Raw genomic sequence first — 24,304 nt, 5'->3', positions numbered from 1 at the left:
GCCTTCTGTTTGAGGAGGAACTTTACCTTATAAAAAGTCTTAAATTCATATATTATGCAAATCAAAGTGATCATTACAGGAGCCACCGGGTTGGTGGGCGAAGGGGTTTTACTGGAATGCCTGGAACATCCGGATGTTTCCCAGGTGCTGATGGTGAACAGGAAGCCCTCGGCCCTGCAACACTTCAAACTGAAAGAATGCCTTGTGCCTGACTTCTTTTCCCTGAACGGCGTTGCTGATCAGCTGACAGGTTACGATGCCTGTTTCTATTGTGCAGGTATTAGCTCCAATGGTTTGGATGAAGCCACCTACAGCCGTATCACTTATGATACTACGCTGCATTTTGCCGGTAAACTGGCAGCACTCAATCCTGCAATGATCTTTGGACATATCTCCGGCAGTTCAACAGATAGTTCTGAGAAGGGCAAAATTATGTGGGCGCGTGTAAAAGGTAAAACAGAGAATGCCCTTATGAAACTGCCGTTTAAAAAGGTCTACAATTTCCGGCCGGGCCTGATGAAGCCAACACCGGGGCAGCAAAATGTGAAGGGGCTCTTTAAAGTGGTGAGTTCATTATACCCTTTGCTGCGGCTGATATTTCCCGGCAAAACAAGTACTATGCGGGAAGTAGGGCTGGCCATGATCAATAGTGTGCTGAAGGGATATCCAAGGCAGATACTGGAAGTAAAAGATATCAAATCACTCGCTCATGGGGTTAGCTAATACACTATTTACCCGGATTTGGCATGTTATTCGCGTCAAACATGATATGAGAAGAATACATATAGTGCTGATTGTTGCAGGAATGATGCTGGCAAGTTCATGTTATACACCCCGCACTGCAGGTAACAGTGGGAAAGTACCTCCTGGTCAGATGAAAAAAGCAGCAGGAACAAAATCTGCCAAGCCATTTGCGCCAGGCCAGCAGAAAAAGAACTAAAAAGCGAAAACGGTATCCGTTTTCGCTTTTTAGTGGTATGCTATTTTGTGGTTATCTCTATCTTACCGCTTAAGGTTATGCTACTTTGTGGTAATCTCTATCTTACCGCCGTTCCTGAAAAGATCATGCGGCACAAAATATCCTTTATTTTCTTTCCCATTCACTTTTATGCCGGTTAAATTCCTTCCTTTCCCCGGCTTTGTTATGGTTAGCAATTTGCCTGTGCTGGTCTTCCATTTCACTTCATCAAAAAGCGGCACTGTTACCAGATATTCCGGATCGGTAGCAGAGTAAGTGTATAAACCCAATGCGCTGAACACATACCAGGCAGACATTTCTCCTGCATCGTCCATTCCGCAAAGTGCCAGACCTTCTTCTCCTATGCCGTACAGGCTATTAAGGATAGTGTCTATCATTTTCTGGGACTTCTCCGGTTTGCCTATAAAGTAATAAGCAAAAGGTGCTTCATGGTCCGGTTGGTTACCATGGCAGTATTGGCCTATCATGGTTTCCACATTCCTTGCAATGTGTTTAGGATTCCAGGGAACTGTAAAAAGTGAATCCAGTTTAGATTCAAAACCTTTTGCGCCGCCGTAGAGTTCTATGAGACCCTGCATATCGTGCGGCGCAAAGAAGGATACCTGCCATGCATTGGCTTCCCTGTACATGTATTCATAATAGGGGTACTGCGGGTTAAAGGGCTTGATCCATTCGCCATTTTCCAACCGGCCTCTCATAAACCGGGTGGAGGGATCGAACATATTTTTGTAGTTCTTTGACCTGGCCATCAGGATCCTGTAGTTTGCAGTGTCTCCTAATTTCTTTGCTATCTGGGCTAAGGAATAATCATCATAGGAATATTCCAACGTTTTGGATACGCCGGCCTTTGCCTTTGTTTCCACATGAGGGTCCGGAACATCAGGATCGGAGATATAACCTTTTTCTATGTACTCCGCGATGTGCGGGCGGGCACCCCCGGAAACATTTGCATTCTTTAACAGGATATCATAAGTACCTTTCACATCAAAATTGTCGATACCTCTCAGGTAGGCCCCGGCAATAGAAGAAGCGCCATGGTCGCCATGAAAGAAAGTAGGAATGAATCCCTTTTTATCGCCCACATCCTTCATTGATCTGATCACATCCAATGTTACTTCCGGGGAGATCAAACCTAACAACACATCTTTATTCCGGTAAGTATCCCAAAGAGAAGGTTCTGTGTAGTAATTAAAATCTGCTTTTGCCACCTGGCGTTTAGCATCTGTGAACTCACCATTTACATCGCTGCGCAATGCCGGCCAGAGGAATGATCTGTACAGGCAGGAATAGAACATCTGCTTTTGTTTCTCTGTTCCACCTTTTACCTGGATAGATGATAATAAAGCCTCCCATTTCTGCGTGGCTTCCTTACGGACCTGCGAGAAGGTTTTATTACCTATTTCCTGCTGCAGGTTTTGCCTGGCGTTTTCCACGCTAACAAAAGACAGCCCTATTTTCAGTTCAACATTCCCTGCCTGGCCATTTGCTAAATGAACGATAGCAAAACCACTGCGCTGGCCTTCTTCCTTCTTTTCCAGTTTTTCAACATTTGTATTCAGTACAGCATAGAAATAGATCCGTTCTCCCGTTTGCTGAAAGCCCTGCAGCACATTATTTCCCACCTGTTCGATGCTCCAGTTGGACACCCTGTTATTGGCCCGGGCGAGATCGAATAAGATCTGTCTGCCTGTATTGTTCTTATAGGTGTATTGGTGGTATCCGCATCTTAAAGTGGAGGTCAGGTTCACCTGCACATTATAATCATCCAGGTATACCTGGTAAAAACCGGGTGCCGCATTTTCCTTTTTATGAGAAAACCGGGAACCAAATTTTTCGCCGGGGTTTGAAAGCGGCAGGACAGGAATATTGCAAAGGTTCCAATGGCCTTTATTGGTATGTGTAAAACCTAAAATTACCGTATCCTCATATTCGTATCCGGCCCCTGAGCCATATTCTGTCATGGGGCTTAACTGCACCATGGCATTCGGCAGGGAACTTCCGGGAAAAGTGAGGCCGGCCCATGATCTCCAGCCTTTGGGCAATTCATATCCCAGCACCTTAGGATCAGTTAGTGGTGCGGTACCAATAAAAGTATTTACGTACTTCGTATAAGACTGGCTATTCGCTGAAGTGGCAGCCAGCAGCATCATTACTATAAACGGGAATCTCATATGGCCCAATATATAAATATACCCGGATAAACAAATTGCTAAAATGACAGGAGGCATTTAGCCGTCTATGATAATATAGGATCTGAAATGGCCACTTTTAGCTTAGTTTTATAATTCAGGCTAAGCTATTTTCATAAAATGATACACAGATCCACGTTCCTGTTCCTCTTCCTCTTTGCCGTACTTTCTTCTTTTGCACAGAAAAAGACCAGGATTGCCTGCATAGGCAACAGCATCACTTATGGCGCAGGCATAGTGAACAGGGAAAACAACAACTACCCCCAGCAGTTACAGGCTATGCTGGGCAATACATACGAAGTGATGAACTTTGGGGTGAATGGCACTACCCTGCTGAAGAACGGGAACAACCCTTACTGGAAAACCAGTCAGTATACTGCAGCGCTGGCCAGTAAGCCCGATATCGTTTTTATCAAGTTAGGTACGAATGATAGCAAGGCGGTGAACCGGCCTTTTTATCCTGAATTCGAAAAAGACTACACCGCATTGATTGCTTCATTCAGGAAACTGGCAACAAAACCAAGGATTGTTCTATTATTACCAGTCCCCTCTTTTTCGCCAGACAGCAACCAGATCTATGATCCCATCATAAAAGGCAGGATCATCCCTATGATCCAGAAAGTGGCTTATGAAACCGGTACAGAGATCATCAATTTGTATCCCCTGTTTATAGATAAGGCGGATATGTTCCCGGATAAGATACATCCCTCCTCTATTGGCGCGAACGTAATTGCCCGGCGTTTATACGAAGCGGTTAAAATAAATAAAGACAAACCATCCGATATCTTTTCCCAAATAAAAGAGGATAAAAAACGCAGTTCCTTCTACGGCTTTGAATGTGTGGATTTCACTTTAAATAACCACCCTTGCAAAATAGTGAAGCCTAAGGTAGCGGTGAAAGGAAAACCCTGGGTATGGCGTGCAAGGTTCTGGGGCCATGAGCCGCAAACAGATATTGCCCTGCTGGAAAGAGGTTACCACATTGTATTCTGTGATGTAGCCGAGCTGTTTGGAAATAGCGAAGCGGTAAGCGTATGGAACAAGTTCTATGATTACCTGCAACAGCGCGGCCTGTCTAAAAGAGCAGCCCTCGAAGGTATGAGCCGTGGCGGGGTATATATTTATAACTGGGCATTAGCCAATCCGGAAAAAGTAGCCTGTATCTATGCTGATGCGCCGGTACTGGACCTGAAAAGCTGGCCCGGTGGAAAAGGGAAAGGCCCCGGTAGCAAAAAAGACTGGGAGATCTTTAAGAAAGATTATAACCTGACGGAAGAACAAGCCAGCCAGTTTAACAATAACCCGCTGGACAATGCGGCGAAGATCGCCAAACTGGGCTTCCCCATGCTGCATGTAGTGGGTGATATAGACGAAGCAGTGCCGGTAGATGAAAACACGAATCCCTTTGAGGAAAAAGTAAAAGCTGCCGGAGGAGATATTGTTGTTATTCATAAACCAGAAGGCAAACATCATCCTCATAGCCTGCCTAATCCTACCCTTATTGCAGACTTTATCTTACATGCAACCGGCAATAAATTCAACTTTGCAGCCATTGCTGCTCCCGGCGTTGAATATCGCTCCGGTGCTGGCTGGACGGAAGGAAAGGATTGGTGGGCGCAGTTCAGGAACATCGACAGCCTGCTGGATGCCAGGAAAAACTTAGACATCCTGTTCCTGGGTAATTCCATCACACAAGGCATCGGCGGAACAAGGACCTATGTAACCAGCAAACCGGCCTTTGCTATCTTTGACTCTGTATTTGCCGGCCGCAGCTGGGAATGCGCAGGTATTTCCGGAGACCGCACCCAGAATATATTATGGCGCCTGCAACATGGCAACTATGCCAAAGCGAAACCCAAAGTAATGGTGATCACTATTGGCGTAAATAATTTTGGGGACGATAGCGCCGAAGAAATTGCAACAGGTATCCTGGCCATTGAAAAATGGACAAAGACCCATATGCCCTCCACCAAAATTATACTAACCGGCCCCCTGCCTACCAGTTTGAAAAAAGATACAGACCGCCGCAGGAAGTATGAAAGGATCCACGAGATCCTGTCAGCCAGTAAAACCGCGGCCTCTTATTTCCCCTTATCGAATACATTTATCCAGGAGGATGGAGATATTATTCCCGGAACTTATTCCAACGATGGTATCCACCTGGCAAAAAATGGATACCGCCTGTGGGCATTGGCCTTAAAACCGGTAATAGACAACCTGCTTTAGGTGAAAATCAGGGTACTAAATGACAACTTTATATCACAAGTGCGTATTTTTAACAGCTACTTTTAAGACATAAATGTGCCCCGGCACATTTCCCACGTTATTAAAATAGTCTTTACATTACACACATGAAGAAATTGTCATGGGTACTGGTACCCTTTTTCTCCTTCATTGGCTTTGCTATTGAAGCACAAGCGCAGGCACCCCATATTGTCCGGATCACTAAAGATACCCTCGTGGTAGCTACCGGAAGCACTTATGCCTTTACCGTAGATACTAAGGAAAATGAAGGGCTGGTCTCCACCAAAGCAGATGAACAACAATTGCTGTCGGAACTGGCTTTTCTGCGCGGACCTGGTCAATATAAGTTAGCCAACTATCACATAATAGAAGAGCGAAAAGCCCTCAGCCCGCAATTCCGTTTAGCGCAACAACAGATCACCGTCAATACTAAAAGGAATATCTCGCTATTTTTTACCGCGGGGCAAAGAAGCCCACAGGCAACCGTACGTTTCCATATCCCTGCCGGCATCAACGTTACGCCGGATAATGTAACTGTGAATGTGATCGGCCGTGGTGAGGTATTATTAAAAGACCTGCCGAACCAGTCAATAGGCCGCACAGGTACAAAGTACTCCTATTCAAAAGTGGGTGTAGCTGATATAAGCCGTTCAAACACCGGAGGCACGTTGCTTACTTTAAGCCAATTGGATCTTCGGCCAGCCAATGGAGAAGATGTGATTGTTGTGATCAGGGATGTGCAACTGAATAAAGCAGGAACGTATGCATTCAAAGCTGACTATTCCACTTCCCAACCGGAAGTACTGAATAGTGCAGCCACAACAGCTAATCTTCAGGCCGTTCATACTATCACAGATCTTGAAAGGGAGTTGGACAAAAGCCTTACCTATAAGGAAACACCTTCCACCTATACAATGGTTAGTTTTAAATGGAGCCCTTCCGGCAAGGTTACCCTGATGCATTCAATGGATAAAGGAAAAACATGGAAACCCTTTCCTGTTAAGATTGAGCATAACAAGGTTACCATAGAAGGTTTACAGCCCAATCAGCTACATGCATTCAGACTGGCTGAAAAAGGCAACGGATTTTCCAATACCGTATATTTCTATTCCGGTAAAATGGATATCAAAACATTCGGTTTAAAAGGTGAAGATGATACAGAAAAGATCAATGAAGCCATTGCATACCTGCACAATATAGGTGGTGGTACACTGTTGTTCAGCAGTGGCACTTATAACGTAAGGACTGTTCACCTGAAAAGCAACGTATACCTCTATATTGAAAAAGACGCTACCATCAAAGCTTTGAAAGGAGCCGATGCCCCGGAAACCACCTGGTTCAGCGATAAAAAATATCGTTCCGGCCTCTCTCCTACCGATGCCGGGCCCTACGAAGATCCAGAAAACTACATGACCAAACAGGATGTAGGACACCATTATTTCAGGAACACCATGTTCTTCGGAGAACGGCTGGATAATATCAAGATCATAGGAAATGGGTACATCACCGGCAATGGTAATCTCAATACCAGTGACAAGGTAATGAACAATGCGCCGGATAGCCGTGCTGATAAGATGTTCACCCTGAAACTATGCACCAATCTTGAAATAGGCGGTATCCACCGGGAAGAAGATCTCTGGTATGATGAAAAGAAAGACGAACCGTATTACATGGGCAACAACAGGGAAACAGGTAATATGCTGCACATAGACCGTGCAGGGCATTTTGTGTTATTAGCTACAGGCACAGATAACATCCATGTGCATGATACCTATTTCGGCAAACAAAATACATCTTCTGTAAGGGATATCTACGATTTCATGGCCTGCAATAATGTAGTAGTGACCAATATCTATTCAAAAGTAAGTTCGGACGATATCGTAAAACCTGGTTCCGATTGTTCCCTGGGTTTTACCCGCCCGGCCAGTCATTATCGTGTACGCAATGTGATCGGGGATACCAACTGCAACCTCTTCCAGATAGGATCAGAAACTGCTGATGATATCAAAGATATCTGCGTAGATAACATATATATACTCGGCGCCAACAAAGCAGGCTTCTCCATTTCCACTAACGATGGCGCACACATAAAAGATATCCATCTCAATTGCGGCCATACCGGCACTTTACATTCCCGCTCAAAAATGTACCGCTCTTTTACGCCTTTTTTCATTTCAATCTCTAACAGGGCGCGGATACTGGGTGCTGAAGTAGGAAAGTATGCTTTCACAGACAATGGCGTACCACATAATGAATTACTGGTGAAGAATGTGAACATCGGGCAGGTAGAGAATATCATCATCAATGGCATAGATGTTTATGAAGTATACGCAGGCAGTTCCTTCAGCGGAAAGGTCCGCTGGAAAGCTTACGATGGCTCGCAGCGAAGAGCCACCCCAATAGTAGCCGGTTACAGCCTGCCTGATAACGGGATAGATTTCAAACTGCCTAATGGCAACCATACCGGGTATATCAAAAACATTCAGTTCAATGATGTGCAGGTATTGGTAAAAGGTGGCAACCCTGCATCGGATACCACAGCCACCCCTCCTGAACTGGGTGTTGGGCAATACAATGCCTCCAATCTGAAAATACAGCCCTCCTATGGCCTCTGGGTAAGACATGTAAACGGACTTACTGTTACCAAGAGCAGCTTTAAGGTAGAGCAGCCCGATGGCCGGTATCCCATCTTCCTCGACGACGTGAAAGGAGCAACGATCAGGGATGTAAAAGTGGCAGGCCCCAAAGACAATAATATGGCAGTGAAGTTGAAAAACTCATCCGGAGTAACAGTAGAGAATATCGGGTTATAGAGGTATATTTATCTATATGCATTTCGATTTTTACGAACGATATAAGGATTATCCCGATACCGAATTACAGAAGATCACGCAGCAGCCGGATGCCTATCAGCCGGATGCGGTTGATGCCGCTTTGAGGATACTGAAAGAAAGAGGGGTAAAGGAAGAAAAGGTAAATTCCATTCATCTGCTGGATTCCTTCGAAATAACAGAAGAAGCAAAGCCCCCTAAACTACTCACTCTTTTGCTGGTGCTGCTGGCCTTGGAATTCTTATGGAAATTCTATAACACAGCAAAAGTGTTTTTCTACGATGGATCGATAAGGGATACATCTGTTCTGCTCATTTCCTTTATACCTTTTGTTTATAGTGTATTTGTATTTTACCTGCTGCTGAAACGAAAGTCGTGGGGCTGGATACTTACCTTCGTCAGTGCTTCTTTAACTGCCGGCGGCAGGATCATGCAGCTGGATAGTCTTTTCAAATATATAGGGCTGGATACCGTTCAGGGGGCTATATTTATGGCCATTACTTTCCTGAACCTCTTTCTTGCTATCTCTTTATGGCAGAAAGAAATACTGGCATTCTTCAATATAACAACAGAAACAAGGCGTTGGACCGCACTGGCGGCTTTTTGTATACTGGCGCTGCTTGTGCTCTACAGATTTTCTTCTGAATTGGGGACTTTTTAATGCTCAGTCCAGGCTCCATTTATGATAAGGAAGGCCAGCCAGCAATAAACTGGAAAAGCTTACCACAAATACGGAATAACTAAACGGCGCTCTATAGTTTGAAAAGAAGAACATGCTTACAGCAAAGATCAGCGTGAGGCCAAAGCTGCCAAAAGCGGCCCATTTTGTTTTGTAACCTATGATCAGCAGCACACCGAATACAGCTTCCAGGATCGTTGCGGTCCATCCAGCCACCTCTGCCAGTGAACGGCTTAAGTAGGGCACTAAGGAATGCGTATAGTCCACGAAGTTACTCCAGTTGCCCCATGCTACTCCATTACTTCCCGGGGCACCAATCAGGCCGATACGGTCCAGGACAGGTAAGATAAAACCTATACCGAGTGCAAGCCTCAGCAGAAATTGTGCATTTGCTATGTGCTTATTCATGATCCTGATTAAGTTTTACCTGGCAAAAATAGGCTTCCCTGCACCAGGAAATCTTAATCAAGATCAAGAAATGGCTCAATGTTGCATAGCGATCCTGATAAAAGGATCATAACGGAGCAGGTAAGCTTTATCGTTCAGGTCGCCGGTGTAAGTGGCGGTCGCTTCAAAATCACGGATATCGTATGGCACCTCTATCTCAGGATCGTCATGCATCAGGTCCCCGGCACGGATAGCGCCTGTGGTTTCAATAGAAGGTGCAATGCGGTAGGGTATCCTTGAATGCGGAAGTGTAAAGAACAGTGGTGCAAAACCAACACCCAGGAAGGTTCCGGTCCTCCGGCCTACAGAAATGATCTGGTCATCCTTTTTAGCATTCGGGATGATCATAGCGCTGCCGGCACTGGAATAATGATCCTCAAATAAAACGAAGATCTTACCTGTAAAATGCAGGGAGGAATCCGAAGGTCCTAATGTTTCTGTTTCATCAACAAGCGCGTATAATCCATATTTCGTCAATAAGGGTAATGTTTCTTTCTTTTTGCCGAAGCCTTTATTAGCGCTTAATTTCAGGGGATAAGAAACAGGTGAGGGAATAATTGCGGAATAAAGGGCTTGCCAGGTAGTATCATCCCCGCCCGGATTACCCCGGAAATCCACGATGATCCGTTCAATATCCTTTGTATGTTCCTTATAGCGGGCCAGTTCTCTTTGCAGAAAGGGTATGGAGTCTGCGTTCATTTCGGTTAGGCGGATATAAAGAACCTTTTCAGGTTCCCAAAGTTCAATGCGTGTGATATTATTCTTCCGTTTATATCCTACAGGCAAATAACGGGTAAATTCCCTGGTAGACATTCTCAGGTTTTTAATAGCCCCTGAAGGAAGGCGAAAAGTGAAGGAGAGGCTATCGTAGAAAACCGTTTCGGTATTCTTAAAAAACCCGGCACCATAGAATTTCCCGTGCTTCATATCATATGAATAATATCTGCCGGAAATATGCTGCCGCACATACTTATCCACAGGTATCCCTTCTATTTGCCTGATCTCCGATCCTATTCCGATAGTATCCTGTTCATAAGCGAAAGCCTCACGGATAATATACTTCCCGTTCACATAGGTGTTAGGAATAGCCATCTTAAAGCGGGAACGAATACGACGGAAAGCAGCCTCTTCAGCCTTTGCCCAGTCGGGAAGCGGAAACCAGCTGCTGGTATGCATATCCTGCGAAAGTGTAAATGCCTGTTCGAGCAGAAGATAATAGGAAAGGTCCGATGAAATTGTGTCGATCCTTTTCTTAAGGTTTTTCATCTCCTGTATGCCATCATACTTCCATGCGTCCTTTTTAACAGCAATATGGGGAGAAACCCGGGCGATAGTGTGGATCAAAGTATCCAGGTCTTCCCGCATCTGGTCTTTTGTAAAAGATTGGGAAAAGGCACTGGTTGCGGTACATAGTATAAGACAGAGGATCGTAAGCTTCATTTTTCAAGTATAAATAAAAAAGCGCAGATGTTGATCTGCGCCTTTATTTATTTTAACCGAAATATCCTATCGCCCACAATCTGCCGACCAGCTCCTGCCGGACCTTGTAAATCCTATCACCAGTTTATCCTTATTGATGGTAATAAGGCCGGTTCCATCGGAACCTACGCTGACCATAGTATTATCATCTTTCCTCTCAAACTGAACACCGGTAAGGTCCGGAATGCCGTCTGAAAATCTGAAATCGTAACGGGTACCTACTTTGGTAACAAAGATGCTACCATTATCCTGGCTAATATTTTTCTCAGCGTCTGTATATCCTATCTTACCTCTAAATGTTCCGGCAAAAACGTCTACATCAGCAGGGTCTGTATCCTTACTGCAGGACCCCATCAGGAAAGCTGATAACAATAGTACTCCGACAATCTTAAGCGTTAGTTTCATACACTTGGTTTTTCAAATAATTAAGAAATAGTTCTAACCTGGTATTTGCAATTAGCATACCAAAACGGGGAAACAGCTGTAGTACAGTGTTTTAGTGAAGGAATAATGAGAACATCCGTTTTGTGAAAGCGCAACAAAATGTGTCCAATAGTACCCAGTATAAATAAAAAACAGCCTTCGCTGTGCGAGCTGAACATTGTTACAGGCAGGTAGTTACCTGTATTTATTTGCAGTGTTATCCTAAACAGAAAAGAACAGGTCTGTAGCGCATATCATCAACCCTTATGAACAGGAAGCTTTCTTGCAGTAATTATGGGTGATGGCATATGAGGAAGAATAAGGATAGATAAGAGGCAGAGGTCAGAAAACCGAGAGGTTGGTGGACATGGTGTTAACCGCGGGTTAAAGGGGAGTTGATCCTTGCCGGCCTGGGGGGTTGATGCTTTAAAATGTAAGATCCTGACCCTGGGAGTAGTATTTCTGGTGAAAAGGGTCTTGAGATATGCTGTATTCCTGTTCCTATCCTGCAAAATAAGGCCATTTTTTGCTGATTTGATATAGTTATCCCGGCGGAGGTGCTTACCACGCGTTAATTCGCTGTCACCCGCCTCATCTGGCGCTATTCCAGTTGCGGCACCGCATAACAGCCATGTGCCGCCAGGAGCAATTGCTGCCCGGGCAGGATGTTATACTCCCTTCTTTCCGGTATAACTTCAAAAGAGGGTATGATATCAATGATATCTGCCGCAAAGTATTTGCGGTTCCCTGATGCATAAAGCTTTCCGGACTCTTCTCTGAATGCTTTCACCTGCAGCACCACAATGGTTTCCGCTTCGCCTGCTTTAAAAGGCAGGATCAATTCCGTGGCGGCGGCAGGCTGCCTGAAATCGATCAGGACCTTATCTGATACGGCTTCCCCGTAGTTGCCTTCTTTAAAGTTCAGGCCCGCCGCAATGGCTTTGATCTCAATGTGTGTGGTGTTCCCGGCATGAAGGATATCTTCTGCCGTGAGTGCCGGGATAGCGATCCGGAGGCTGTTGCCTGCCTGTACCACCTTTGGTGTAAAAGGCAGCAGTTTACTTAGTTCTGTGGCGTTATTGAGCTTTAAGCCCGTTAGCATGCCCAGGTGCTTCCGTTGGATGCTCCTCTCTCCTCTTTGCTGGTTGCCTGCATAGAGGACCTTTAGCAGAGATGTGTTCAGCCGGTTGGTGAGGTCACTGTCGTGGTGGATACTCAGTTCCTGTTTTAATGCAGAGCGGACCAGTTTCCCGGCCCTGCTGGCGGTGCCAAAATCAAGGGCGGAGAGTTTGGTGGCCTCGCTCCTGTTCACCTGCTGCGGCAGGCTGCGGAAGCATAATTTCCCTTTGTGGTAATAGCCAACGAGGTCGCCTACTTTACCGGTGTACTTTACGATACTGGTTTGTTTTCCCATTGTGTAAGATTGTGTTTGGTGAAATACACAAATTTACGGGTAATAGCCGCCGGAACAGGGGCCTCCGGGAAGTATCGAAAACTTTTAAGGTCGGTTGCAGCGAGGTTTGTGATTGTCTAAGAGGAGTGCATTGGGGGTTAGACAATTACTAACGGTAATGCATGAGGGAGTAGAGAAATACGAATCCTTCATGGTACTAAAGTTCGTTGTTTTTAACTAACGGCTGGAACCAATAAAAGATCGCCTCCATTTCCGGGGGCGATCTTTTATTAGTGATGCATGTTTATTAACCGCTGTTGGTAGGATCAAAATCCTGGGCATTGACACAAAGAGAATTTGAAGTTTTAAAGGTTGGATAAAAAAAGACCAGTAACAGACAAAATACCTCCAGATTCTGGTAGACCGGTGAAGTACATTCGTAGAAACTGCGGGGTAACTTAATTTTCGTGTAGGCGATGGTTTTGGTTACCCTGTATTGATTTTATCACCTTTGTAAACACCCAATCTATGAACGAAAATTCCACTTATGGGAAAAAGCGATTCCCCTTGTTATCAAAATTGCTGACCGCAGGCTGTATGCTATTGCTCACAACCAGTGCCACTGCGCAAACGGTTCGCACAGCAGTCAGTGCAGCACAACTGAACGCCGCCATTGCCGCCTCAGCACCCGGAGACACCATTGTGATGACCAACGGTACCTGGACCAATGTCAGCATTAACTTTAACGCCAGCGCCACTGCCACGCAACCTGTAACACTGCGGGCACAAACACCTGGCAAGGTGATCCTGACCGGCAGTTCTACCCTTACCTTTTCCGCTCCTTACCTCGTGGCCAGCGGCCTCTGTTTTAAAAGTGGCGCGCTGACCGGCGGTGCTATTGTGAAATTCAATACCAATAATTGCCGGCTCACCAGCACAGCTATTGTGAACTATAACCCTGCGGTAAGGTCTACCAGTTACTACTGGGTCAACTTCAACGGCTCTTACAATCGTGTTGACAGTTGTTACTTTACCGGGAAGAACCACCACCAGCCCACCATTGGTAATGAACAGTCCAATAGCCGGTACAATAAGGTAGACCATTGTTATTTTAAGAACATGGGGGGATCCGGGAATGGCTCTGAAATATTCCGCATATGGGGATATGGCCGGAACGAAGAACTGGGAACGGACGGCGCTTTCTTTACAATTGAACACAACCTGCTGGAAGCGGCAGACGGTGAGGGCCTGGAAATGATCTCCTTAAAATCCAACAGGAACATTGTTCGTTACAACACTATAAAAAACACTAAAGGAGAGATCACTTTAAGAAGCGGGAACTTCAATACTGTGGAAGGTAACTTTATCATCGGCAATAATAAAGAAGGCTCAAGGGGCATCCGCATAACAGGGCAAAATCACAAGATCATCAATAACTATATCGAAAATATAAGAGAAGATGCCATTGTGCTGATTGCAGGAGAGTTTATCGATTCCTTCCTGACCCCTGATTACAAACCGATCCTCAGAGCTGGTACACCACTTGGACGCGTACCTGCATACGGGCCGATAAAAAATGTGATCATTGCACACAATACCATCGTAAACCCAGGGGGTGAAGGTATGGACATCGGCGCTGCTTACAAAGCCAGCTGGCCATCCTCTCAACGGATGATGCTGCCGCAAAATTGTACGATCGCTAATAACGTGATCGTTAAAAGCAGCGGAGTAGCTATTACAAGTCCTGCACAGGACATGAATCCTCCCCTGGATGTATTCAATTTTGAGCCCAACATCTATGAAGGCAACGTGATCTACGGCGCTACACTTAATATGCACCCCGCGCCTGCTTCAGGCATCACCACGCAGAATCCGCTGCTTTCCGTAACGGGCGGATTATTCCGCCCTTCAGCCAGCAGTCCTTTGGTGAACGCAGGAGCCGGAATGTACGCTACCGATGATATGGATGGTCAACCCCGCGACAGCAATTCCGATATAGGGGCCGACGAAAGCTCCAGCGCACCCATCATCCGCAAACCCTTAACTCCTGCGGAAACAGGGCCACATTGGAAAGACGAGATTGTGATAGAAAACCCTTCGCCTGATATTACCGACAACGGCGGCATCATCTCTGCACAATATGCCAACACCGGCAACCCATCGCAAAGCTTCAGCAGCCTGATCGATAACAACACCACTACCAAATATTTTATTTCCGGCAAAAATGCGCTGTGGGTGCAATACCAATCCACCGTGCCAGCCATTGTGGTGAAGTATACCCTCACTTCCGGCGATGACGTGGCCAGCCGCGACCCCAGGGACTGGACATTGCTGGCCTCTAACGACAGCACCAACTGGGATACGCTCGATACCCGCGTGGGGGAAACTTTTCCCTCCCGTGGGCTCACCCAAACGTATGCCATCGCCGATTCAGCATCGTACATTTTTTACCGCCTATATGTTACCGCCAATAATGGCAGCAGCGGTACACAGTTTGCCGAATGGCAATTGATCCGGCATATGGAACCAGAGCCGGAACCGGAACCGGAAAACCCCTTCGACCTTACCGATAATCACGGCACCATCATTGCCCAATACACCAATACCTCCAAACCTTCTGAAAATTATCCCTCCCTTATTGACAACAACCCCGCAACAAAATATTATATGAGCGGAAGAACAGCTTTATGGGTGCAATACAAATCGTCTATACCCGCCGTTGCCGTATCATACACCATCACATCCGGCAACGATACACCCACCCGCGACCCGAAGAACTGGAATTTGCAGGCATCTGCCGACAGCATTAACTGGGTAACCCTCGATACCCAAACGAATGAAACTTTTGCCAGCAGAGGGCTGGTCAAGTCGTACGACTTCATCAACACCACCCCTTACCTCTTTTACCGGCTTAACGTTACCGCCAACAATACGGCTACCGGAACACAGTTTGCCGAATGGGAGATCTATCAACGTAAAACACAAACCATTGTATTTACTGACATCCCCGACAAAACATATGGCGATGAGCCTTTTGAACTGATCGCCACCGCCAGTTCCGGCGGGGAGGTTGAGTTTGAAGTGGTTTCCGGACCCGCCACCTTCGATGGCGCTATGCTCACTATTACCGGCGCAGGCACTGTAATAGTGAAAGCCACGCAGGCCGGTGATAACAATTATTTTCCGGCAGAACTGGAACAAACATTTACAGTGAGTGAAGCAAGTCAGCAGGTTGCGTTTACACCGATTGATACAAAAACTTATGGCGATGCGCCTTTCATACTCCGTGCCACCGCCAGCAGCAAGCTACCTGTGAGTGTGTTTGAAATTATGTCAGGCCCGGCCACTATTGCTGACTCCGTACTGACTATTACCGGCGCGGGAACAGTTACTGTACGCGCCAGCCAGCCGGGTAATGGCAACTACCTGACCGCAAGTGAAGAACAAACCTTTGAGGTAAACAAGGCTTCCCAAGCCATTACATTCCCAACCATCAGCCCGAAATACATTGACGACCAGGCAGCACTCCACGCCACAGCCAGTTCCGGCCTGCCTGTCAGCTATTCCATTGTAAACGGTGCCGGAAGGGTGATAGACAGCACGCTGTCGTTCCTTCAGGAAGGCACTGTTATAATACGGGCCAACCAGGCTGGTAATGAAAATTACCTGGAGGCACCCGGCGCAGACCTGTCGGTGCTCGTGTATGGCTATGATAAAAAGAAAGATGGTCTCCAGATAAAAGTATTACCTAACCCCACACATGGAATATTAAAGGTGAAACTCGATAATAAAGACCATAGCAAACAATATGTGCTGCATATCTACGACCAGACCGGCAACATAGTGCAATCTACCATCATCCAAAAGAACGATCACAAGTTCGAGATCGACCTGGACATATCCAGCTGCCGCATTGGCGTGTATTATTTATATATTTCCGATGGCATGAAAACATTTACAAAGATCATCGAGAAAAACTAATCTTTCTTCATACATCACTATTTAAAGCAGGGCCCGTGCCCTGCTTTTTATTTTGCAAAATTTAGAAGAAGCGGGGCTTGTGTCCTTCAGAGCCCTTGCAAACTCATTATCCCGGTATCTTTAACTTCTTCCATAAAAGAGCGGCTAATGCTGCTGCAAAATCATTCAATGCAAAGGTTAAAGTCTTCGGAAATACGATTAGAGATATTGAATTCTTCCTCTTTGGAACTTGTATGCGTAAGATTAAAATCCCGAGAGATTTGACTTGATCCGGCAAAGGCAATCGTGGGTCCCCAAAATACCCGGCTAAAAAAACACGTGCCGTGCCTAAGTTTAAGGGTTGTTTGTTATCCTGTGTTATTTATAACTATTCATAGATTAAAGTCCCTCTCAATATATCTGCCGGAACATCCGCGTCAATATTCTGTTTTGTATTATCGTAATAACCCTGAATGTCTTGGGTGTATCGTGAAAGGAGCATCCAATCTTTATGTGCCCCATTCTCGCTTAATGGCTCTACAAATTCAGCAAATGAATCCCGGCCTATCGCCGCAGGTACGACTGAGGGAGATAAACTCGAACCTAGAAATTCTGAAACAATACAAATCTAAAAGCCGGTTAAAATATATCACTAACCTAATTGAGTGATCACGATACTTTTTTTCGCTGTACCTGCTTAATTCCCAAAACCGTATAGTCTAGTCGGTATTTATAGTTATTCGCCAGAAGATATACAGTCCGGTTTTTATCGTAAAATCTACAAGTTAATTCAGCTCTCCAGGCAATTCATCGTTTCATCTGGTTCAATTTCAAAACTCGAAATATCACGGAGATTATCTGTAATAAAACTTGCCTTAAACCAAATATTTCTTTCAATTTGCCCAGCCACATAGTGATTATTCCAATCATGATCATATATACTTAGCCCTTCATATTCCTCAAGGTGCATCGCATCGTATTTTGTTACAAAGACATCAAGAAGGCAGGTAAGAGAGACATTAATAGTTACAGCAATTTCTCCGTTCGAAAGGGGCTCAACATTCACGTTTTGGAAAACATAGTCTTCATGGATCATATCTACCGTAGGGTCTTCAAAGGAATCGCTCAATCCAATATCATCATTACTTAATTGGGTGAACGGAAGTTTCTCTTGTATTTTCCCTTCCAGTTCTACTATCAGTTCAGAATTCTTGAAAGACTCTCCCGTCAAGAAAGCCATCGTTTCCTTGTATTTTATGTCATCAACATGGGACAATAACATGCTTGATGCATCATCCAAACTTTTGACGATCTTAACTACAACGGGGGCTACGTTAATGTTCTCCAGTTCCTCTACCAAGTCGTCATGAAGGTCGAGCGCTACGCTCTTACAAAAATCCGTGTGATTAGCTGTTACAAATATTATTCTAGGTTCGATAATCGAAGGGCGTTCTGCATACCGTTTGGAAAGATCCAGAATACTGGCCCATATAAGGGTATCCTGCAACCCTTTCCCACTATCCTGAAAAGGTTTCTTTCGATTTACGGCCTTAAGCATCACTTCCTTTTTTGAGATCGTTGGTTCCTTAAGGATTAGGCCGCCGAACTTAGCTATCGTAGACTTGATTGTCTTGGGATACTTTTCCCGTAAAGATTCCCATTTCTTAACGCTTCGTTCGTCAAGTGCGTTAACCCCTAATAATTCATCGAGCGTTTTTGCAGACTTTCTCAATCCCCTAAGCGCCACTTCAATTCTTTCGTGGAAATGCTTTTCCATCTCGGCGACAACCACTTCCGGGAAACACATTTTATAGCCCTGCTCTGTAGCCTTGTTGATCAGCTTCTTTATTGCTGGTCCCTTTAGCCGCAAATCTCCATTCACTGAATTGGTATCAATAACGATAAACATCCATTTATAATTTAGGGTATTGGATTTCAATTATATAATTGATTAATAATCCAATAATTCGTTACATGGTTTGGCTAATTGCGAAAAGTGGCATTAAGCTAAATTTCTATTTCTTGTTCTATAGGCGTTTCAATTTGAGCTTCAGCCATTAAACCGATTACTCAGAATAGCAATTCTTCCAAATGTGAATTCACAAGGCATGATAAATCAATTAATGGCTCAGATAGATTTCATTCTTACCAAAGGCAGTACTCTTGGCGCAGCCATTCAAAAAAATCACTACTGAACATACCAATCTACAATGCGCCGCCTGCCGTTTAATATTATTAAGAACTCATTCTTAGTCATTAATCTAGGTTGAATATAGTTGATTCCATCTTGTTTGGTTGGCCATTTTTTAACTACCTTCCCACCAATAACTTTGCTTTCAATGAAGATACTACCCCGCGGTTCTAGAAATCGATAATTTAATGCCGTGCGAATATCATGTGAACTTACTTTTTCCCTCGGTCTTTTTCTAACTTGGCGGCATCTAGCAGTTAAAACGATATCCATCGATGCGGCAATGGCAATTATCTCATTCTTAAAACTCTCCAGAGCTTGATATTCATAAATAAAATTTGCTCCATGAGCGGCCCTATTTCTTCTATTGAATGCATTCTTATATGCTTGGCCAAGATCAGGTATACCGCCGCCAATCAAATCTGAAATTTTCTTTAATATCACCCAGCCTCCACCTATTCCAAATGCTTTAATCATTTCTGTAATTTCGGCCACGTTGATATTTGAATTACTTGATACAAATGAAAAATCTGAAAGTATAAAAGGATTATTTGATGTTGAAGATATTTTACTCGACTCTGTTTGTATCATTAAAATTGCATCAGCAAGGGATTCATTTTTTTTTACCATATCCGCCCGAAATCGCAAAGCTTCTAAAGCTCCAAAAATAGAGGAGTTTTGCATTTCATCTGTAAGATCCCCAAAGACTATACCTGAAGACGAAATTTCGGTAAGGGCTTCGGCTACTTTTTTCTTAATATAATCCTCCAGAATATTGAATGAAACGATTCCAAGCCCCTTACGCAACAAATTCGCTATGCCATTGTGTTCACTTGGGGCAACTCCATTATCAATTAAAGTTGGAAGATTCAATGCTCCGTCAATGAATTTCAAACGGGTCATCAGTTCCGACTTTGCCGACATTTATAAGCTTTTAAGTAGGTCAGAAAACTTAGTGATTCTGTATAGCACATTTTTCGAGTTCGACGTGAACTGGCTAACAGCTTCTGCAAACTCCTCATCTGTTTCTAGTAGATTAATCAGCCCTTTTTTTACAGCGTCTTTCTTCTTTAATGCTTTGTCCCTTTCTGTATTGGTCAATAAAGCTGGACATACCATTTGAATATCATAAAATCCTTGCAGAACTCGTTTGCTTCCATTCGGCTTTCTAAATCCCTCCTTACCCCAAACTGCTTTACAAAATTCTAATGAGTTCAAAAAACTATTACGTTGTTCAACTAATTTCTTCCCTTTATTCTTATAGTTGCCCACCATAAACATATCCATTGCTTTATCCATATTGCCAGGAAAATCTTTATAAAATCCTAAAACTGTGAAAAACCTAAGAATAAATTGCACATCGATCATTTCCCTATACATCTTCGAATCAGGTGTTGCATCCAATTGCTCTTTTATATATTCATTTCGAGAAAGTTCAATTAATAAATCGTTGAACTCCCCTCTGTATGCAACGTTTCTAATTTCTTGAGAATTTAAGGGAACCCCAGCTTTGTTCAATCTAATGAAAACTTCATGCTTTAGTTCAGCATCTGACTGCCTTAATAGCGTTACAACACGTAAATAAGGTCGGATTTTCAGCGCATTCATTAGTGACTTCGGCAAATCCTTAAACGAGAAGCCTTCAAGTTCAGGGAATTTCTCCAATTCCTTCAGCTTTAGTTCACCCGATAAAAATCGATGAATAGCAGTTACACGCTGTTTACCATCAATGACTGAATATGTTCCGTATTCATCTTCTGCTAGGTAAATCGGTGGAACAGGAATATTTAATAGAAACGATTCTATCAGCCCTGATTCCTTAACGGCATCCCATCGCTCTCGACGTTGATATTTTGGGCTAATGTCAATTGACTTGCTTTCAACCATATCAGAAATGGACTGAAGGGATAAATCAGATTGTTGCAGAACAAGAGCGTCTTGTGATTCCGCAAATCGTTCTTCTATTTTCTTAATACTTACTGTCATATATGAAAGTATGGATATTTGAGGTTGCCCTAAATCATTAAGGTATTATTATTTCTTCTAACTGAGAAGTTCTTGAGTGGGAATACGTGAATAAACTTTAACTTGTTCAAGTTTGTCATTCTCCGTAAAGATCATTGAAAACAAAAAGGGAATTCGAATAAACACCCGACTAAAAACAAAAAACCCGCGCCAAGCGCGGGTCTCTTCTAAATCTTGCGGACCGGACGGGACTCGAACCCGTCTGAAACCCCCTTGAGGTCCAATGAGTTGTGCTTTTTAGTCAAGAATTTAGTCGAGGAATCAAAGAACTACTTCAAATCTTACTACACTTTACAAAGATTGACAACACTTTGCAAAAATACGAATAAATCCATATTTCTAGCATACTCAACCGTTATTCAAAACGGTTATAAACCTGCTAGAATTCCTTAATCACTCCAGGATATTGATATTTCTCAACTATCTCTTAACTAATTATAAATGAGCGTTTTACAAGGCGAAAATATATCTTAACCATTAATATTCCAAAAATAAATTAAATCTTAAATTTGGAATGTGCAGGGAGTATTGATAAAGCTGTTATTTTAGCCCAATGGAAAAATTGTTTGCACTTCATAACATTCAATTCGTAAACCTGGAGCGTTTTCATAAGGAAGATTCTTATGATGTATATTGGGCTTATACGGAAGATTTACTTGGGAAAAGTGTCCTAATTGAAATTTATGGGGTTTATGTTGGATATTCTGAAGTACCAGAAGATTTAGAAGTAGCAATAATAGCTAATTGCTTAATTGACGATAGCATTTATAAATACTACCTTTTTTCATCTGATAATTTATTTGGTCCATTACCAATAACCAGATTTACTGCTGATGCAATAGCTTACATTGAAAGTTGTAATAAAAATGATGTTCTTACCCCATTAAAAGAAATTTGCACTAGCTGGGTAAGTTATAACTATAAGGAACATCATTCCTTGTATGATAAACTTGTGCGAGAGTTTCATACAGCGATTGAATTGATTAAAGAAAAGAAGGGGAAATTGTAAAGCGGCCTTTAAGCCGCTTCATTATCTTCCCTCTTTCCTAACTTTTCTATTAAACATCGGATATCAATTCCTAAGAAATAAACCCTCCCCCTCACTTTTTTGGGCGTCAATTTATGGTCTTTAATCCATTCGTACATTGTTGGACGAGTAATATCAAACAGTTTACACACTTCAGCAATAGAATATAATGGCTTATCTACAAAACCATCAGGATATTCAAGGACATCCGATATAGAAGCATGGTTCAATAATTTTGTGAGTTCCTGCCTAACAATTTGCCTTATTTCATGCCAGAAATCATCTAAGTCATGCGGCAATAATAGCTGCTTCTTTGATTGCTTTATCATAGTATGCCATTTTCACAGATTCAATTCACTACTATTAAAGTTCAACCAGGTCGCATTTACTAGTTGATATCACAAAATACCGATGAATAAGGCGTAGAAGATGATACGTCTATATAATTGGATTGAATTAAACTCATTTGAAATAGAAAATTGTATTCACAACTTCAACATCTAAGGAACAAAAGCCCATCAAAAACATGGAAAATTAGGCTGGCGTATAAAACGTAGCGAAAGATTAATAATTAACCATATCAAACTAAATCAAATCAGATCAAATAAAATGAATGAGTGCCGTGAGTAAAGACCTGAAGCTATTTTTACAATAACTAATAATTGACGCCCACTCCAATTACATTAATTGTTGTTAAGAAAATGTGCAGTATGAACAAGAATTTATCTAAAAACGAAGAATACCAACAATGGTTAAAAGCACTCAAAAACCGGGTAAAACAATCGCAGATTAAAGCCTCCTTACAGGTAAATTACGCGTTATTGGAGTTTTATTGGGAATTGGGCTGCCAGGTCCTAGAAAAGCAAAAAAACGCCCAATGGGGGGATAATCTGATACCCCAGCTCTCCAAAGATCTTTTGATAGCCTTTCCTGGAATAAAGGGGTTTTCAAAGTCAAACCTGTTTTATATCCGCAAATGGGTAGCTTTTTATCATCCGCAGTCAAAAATCCCACAAGTTGTGGGAGAAATACAATCTATTGATTATGAACCATTTAATGAGACACCAATTATCCCACAACTTGTGGGACAAATACCCTGGGGGCATAACCGGGAAATAATAACCCACTGTACCACAGTAGACGAAGCACTTTTCTACACTCGGGCCACCATTTCAAACAATTGGTCGCGGGCTGTCCTAACTGCCAATATGGAAAGCAGACTTTATGAACGGCAGGGATCGGCTATAACTAACTTTGAAACAACTTTACCCAATCCCCAATCAGATCTTGCCCGTGAGCTGCTTAAAAACCCTTACAATTTTGATTTTTTAGACTTGGAACAGGATTCACTTGAAAGAAACCTGGAAAATGCCTTAGTAGATCAAATTCAAAAGTTCCTATTGGAATTGGGTCAGGGGTTCGCTTATATGGGCAGACAATTTAACATAACAGTGGGAAACTCAGAGTTCTTCCTGGATCTACTCTTTTACCATACAAAATTAAGATGTTATACCATCGTGGAAATTAAGACAGTAGCCTTTAAACCTGAGTTTGCGGGTAAACTAAACTTTTACCTGAATGCGGTAGATGCCCAATTAAAGCATCCGGAAGATAAGCCCAGTATTGGAATATTACTTTGTAAAACACCTGATAAAGTAGTGGTAGAATATTCGTTAAAAAATATTTCTAACCCTTTAGGCGTCGCTGAGTATAATTTAACTAAAAACATTCCTGTAAATTTACAAGCAGATTTACCTACTCCTGAAGAATTGGCATTAGGATTGTTGCCATATATCAAAAAAGACGATAATGGGGATAACATCAAATAATCTTATTGTATGAAAAAGCCTAATAATTTCAATATAGCAATAATTGCTACGTTCCTGTTTGGAGGAATAATCACCAAATCATTTGCCCAAGATTCAATAAGCCCCAAAATAACCACCCCCTTCAAACAACTCCCAGCAAACAACCTACAAGTAACGGGTAACCCGTTAAAAAAAGTTGTCACAGTGAAAGTCGAGTTTAAAAATGAAGATAAAGAGCCTGCTGAAGTATATCTTAAACTTGGGGGATTCGAAAATTTTGGGGTTACAGTTCAGCAGGATAAAAAATATAAGATCCATTCTAAGGAATCTTTTGGTACAAGAGAAAATAATAAAGGGTTTGGTGAAATATCATTCGTTAGATTCGGAAATAAAGCATTACAATCGTTTTTATATTTACAGGAAGAAATAAATCCAGGTTCGAGTAACCATTTCAGTTTTACAATAAATGGCGTTAACCCAAAAGATTCAATTATAGATCTTCATATTAGATGCAATCTTTCTGTGAATCAAATGTTAGTTGGGGATAAACTTTATAAATTTGAGAGTATAAAAATTAACTGGATAAAGCCAAAAGAAGTAAAATAATAGAGCAGACAATAACTTAATGG

Annotated in this window: 18 protein-coding genes; 9 read left to right on the top strand and 9 right to left on the bottom strand. The window is 43.0% G+C overall.

The annotated features are described in order from the left end of the window. The first annotated feature begins 54 nt into the window (after nucleotides 1–54). Together BUR42_RS27565 and BUR42_RS29925 are read left to right on the top strand one after the other, a co-directional pair. Nucleotides 55–723, top strand: a complete 669-nt coding sequence (locus tag BUR42_RS27565; protein ID WP_074242752.1) for an NAD-dependent epimerase/dehydratase family protein — start codon at nucleotides 55–57, stop codon at nucleotides 721–723. A gap of 46 nt (nucleotides 724–769) precedes the next feature. After that, nucleotides 770–940, top strand: coding sequence for a hypothetical protein (locus BUR42_RS29925; protein ID WP_200798372.1), 171 nt, complete (start codon nucleotides 770–772; stop codon nucleotides 938–940). A gap of 80 nt (nucleotides 941–1,020) precedes the next feature. Here the strand turns inward: BUR42_RS29925 and BUR42_RS27560 are convergent, their stop codons facing one another. After that, complete coding sequence (locus BUR42_RS27560) at nucleotides 1,021–3,150, bottom strand: GH92 family glycosyl hydrolase (RefSeq protein WP_074242751.1); 2,130 nt, start codon at nucleotides 3,148–3,150, stop codon at nucleotides 1,021–1,023. Nucleotides 3,151–3,288: 138 nt separating this feature from the next. On the opposite strand from BUR42_RS27560, the gene BUR42_RS27555 reads away from it, so the two are divergent. The 3 genes from BUR42_RS27555 (at nucleotide 3,289) to BUR42_RS27545 (ending at nucleotide 8,904) form a co-directional block, all read left to right on the top strand. Continuing rightward, nucleotides 3,289–5,394, top strand: coding sequence for a GDSL-type esterase/lipase family protein (locus tag BUR42_RS27555; RefSeq protein ID WP_074242750.1), 2,106 nt, complete (start codon nucleotides 3,289–3,291; stop codon nucleotides 5,392–5,394). A 125-nt stretch (nucleotides 5,395–5,519) separates the two neighbouring features. Further along, on the top strand, nucleotides 5,520–8,225 hold the full coding sequence (locus tag BUR42_RS27550) for an endopygalactorunase (RefSeq protein WP_074242749.1): 2,706 nt from the start codon (nucleotides 5,520–5,522) through the stop codon (nucleotides 8,223–8,225). Nucleotides 8,226–8,241: 16 nt separating this feature from the next. Then, the gene (locus BUR42_RS27545) at nucleotides 8,242–8,904 is read left to right on the top strand and encodes a hypothetical protein (RefSeq protein WP_074242748.1); all 663 of its coding nucleotides are present in this window, start codon (nucleotides 8,242–8,244) and stop codon (nucleotides 8,902–8,904) included. Nucleotides 8,905–8,907: 3 nt separating this feature from the next. On the opposite strand, the gene BUR42_RS27540 is transcribed toward BUR42_RS27545, so the two are convergent. The 4 genes from BUR42_RS27540 to BUR42_RS27525 form a co-directional block, all read right to left on the bottom strand. Further along, nucleotides 8,908–9,330 (bottom strand): DoxX family membrane protein, encoded by a 423-nt coding sequence (locus BUR42_RS27540; RefSeq protein WP_074242747.1) that lies wholly within the window; start codon nucleotides 9,328–9,330, stop codon nucleotides 8,908–8,910. A 75-nt stretch (nucleotides 9,331–9,405) separates the two neighbouring features. Continuing rightward, complete coding sequence (locus BUR42_RS27535) at nucleotides 9,406–10,809, bottom strand: S41 family peptidase (RefSeq protein ID WP_084185857.1); 1,404 nt, start codon at nucleotides 10,807–10,809, stop codon at nucleotides 9,406–9,408. A gap of 66 nt (nucleotides 10,810–10,875) precedes the next feature. Beyond that, nucleotides 10,876–11,253, bottom strand: coding sequence for a hypothetical protein (locus BUR42_RS27530; protein ID WP_074242745.1), 378 nt, complete (start codon nucleotides 11,251–11,253; stop codon nucleotides 10,876–10,878). Between the two features lie 619 nt (nucleotides 11,254–11,872). Further along, nucleotides 11,873–12,685 carry a hypothetical protein gene (locus BUR42_RS27525; protein WP_074242744.1) on the bottom strand — a complete coding sequence of 271 codons (813 nt, stop codon included), beginning with the start codon at nucleotides 12,683–12,685 and terminating at the stop codon, nucleotides 11,873–11,875. 507 nt (nucleotides 12,686–13,192) lie between these two features. Here BUR42_RS27525 and BUR42_RS27520 point away from each other — a divergent pair. Next, nucleotides 13,193–16,645 (top strand): chondroitinase-B domain-containing protein, encoded by a 3,453-nt coding sequence (locus BUR42_RS27520; protein ID WP_074242743.1) that lies wholly within the window; start codon nucleotides 13,193–13,195, stop codon nucleotides 16,643–16,645. Nucleotides 16,646–17,414: 769 nt separating this feature from the next. On the opposite strand, the gene BUR42_RS27515 is transcribed toward BUR42_RS27520, so the two are convergent. The 3 genes from BUR42_RS27515 to BUR42_RS27505 all read right to left on the bottom strand — a co-directional run bounded on the left by BUR42_RS27515 (nucleotide 17,415) and on the right by BUR42_RS27505 (nucleotide 20,801). Then, nucleotides 17,415–18,533 (bottom strand): PIN domain-containing protein, encoded by a 1,119-nt coding sequence (locus tag BUR42_RS27515; protein WP_074242742.1) that lies wholly within the window; start codon nucleotides 18,531–18,533, stop codon nucleotides 17,415–17,417. A 279-nt stretch (nucleotides 18,534–18,812) separates the two neighbouring features. Then, nucleotides 18,813–19,718, bottom strand: a complete 906-nt coding sequence (locus BUR42_RS27510) for an MAE_28990/MAE_18760 family HEPN-like nuclease (RefSeq protein ID WP_143197612.1) — start codon at nucleotides 19,716–19,718, stop codon at nucleotides 18,813–18,815. Between the two features lie 21 nt (nucleotides 19,719–19,739). Continuing rightward, nucleotides 19,740–20,801, bottom strand: a complete 1,062-nt coding sequence (locus tag BUR42_RS27505; protein WP_200798371.1) for a DUF262 domain-containing protein — start codon at nucleotides 20,799–20,801, stop codon at nucleotides 19,740–19,742. Between the two features lie 592 nt (nucleotides 20,802–21,393). On the opposite strand from BUR42_RS27505, the gene BUR42_RS27500 reads away from it, so the two are divergent. Then, nucleotides 21,394–21,849, top strand: a complete 456-nt coding sequence (locus tag BUR42_RS27500) for a hypothetical protein (RefSeq protein WP_074242740.1) — start codon at nucleotides 21,394–21,396, stop codon at nucleotides 21,847–21,849. Between the two features lie 8 nt (nucleotides 21,850–21,857). Here the strand turns inward: BUR42_RS27500 and BUR42_RS27495 are convergent, their stop codons facing one another. Beyond that, nucleotides 21,858–22,196 (bottom strand): helix-turn-helix domain-containing protein, encoded by a 339-nt coding sequence (locus BUR42_RS27495; RefSeq protein WP_074242739.1) that lies wholly within the window; start codon nucleotides 22,194–22,196, stop codon nucleotides 21,858–21,860. Nucleotides 22,197–22,577: 381 nt separating this feature from the next. Between BUR42_RS27495 and BUR42_RS27490 the strand changes: the two genes are divergently transcribed. Beyond that, on the top strand, nucleotides 22,578–23,696 hold the full coding sequence (locus BUR42_RS27490) for a PDDEXK nuclease domain-containing protein (RefSeq protein ID WP_074242738.1): 1,119 nt from the start codon (nucleotides 22,578–22,580) through the stop codon (nucleotides 23,694–23,696). A 9-nt stretch (nucleotides 23,697–23,705) separates the two neighbouring features. After that, nucleotides 23,706–24,281 carry a hypothetical protein gene (locus tag BUR42_RS27485; RefSeq protein ID WP_074242737.1) on the top strand — a complete coding sequence of 192 codons (576 nt, stop codon included), beginning with the start codon at nucleotides 23,706–23,708 and terminating at the stop codon, nucleotides 24,279–24,281. Nucleotides 24,282–24,304: the final 23 nt, after the last annotated feature.

It is taken from the genome of Chitinophaga niabensis (assembly GCF_900129465.1).
In the GTDB taxonomy this organism is placed as follows: domain Bacteria; phylum Bacteroidota; class Bacteroidia; order Chitinophagales; family Chitinophagaceae; genus Chitinophaga; species Chitinophaga niabensis.
The sequence above is the reverse complement of the archived record's forward strand: the minus strand, read 5'-3'. Positions and strand labels throughout refer to the sequence as shown.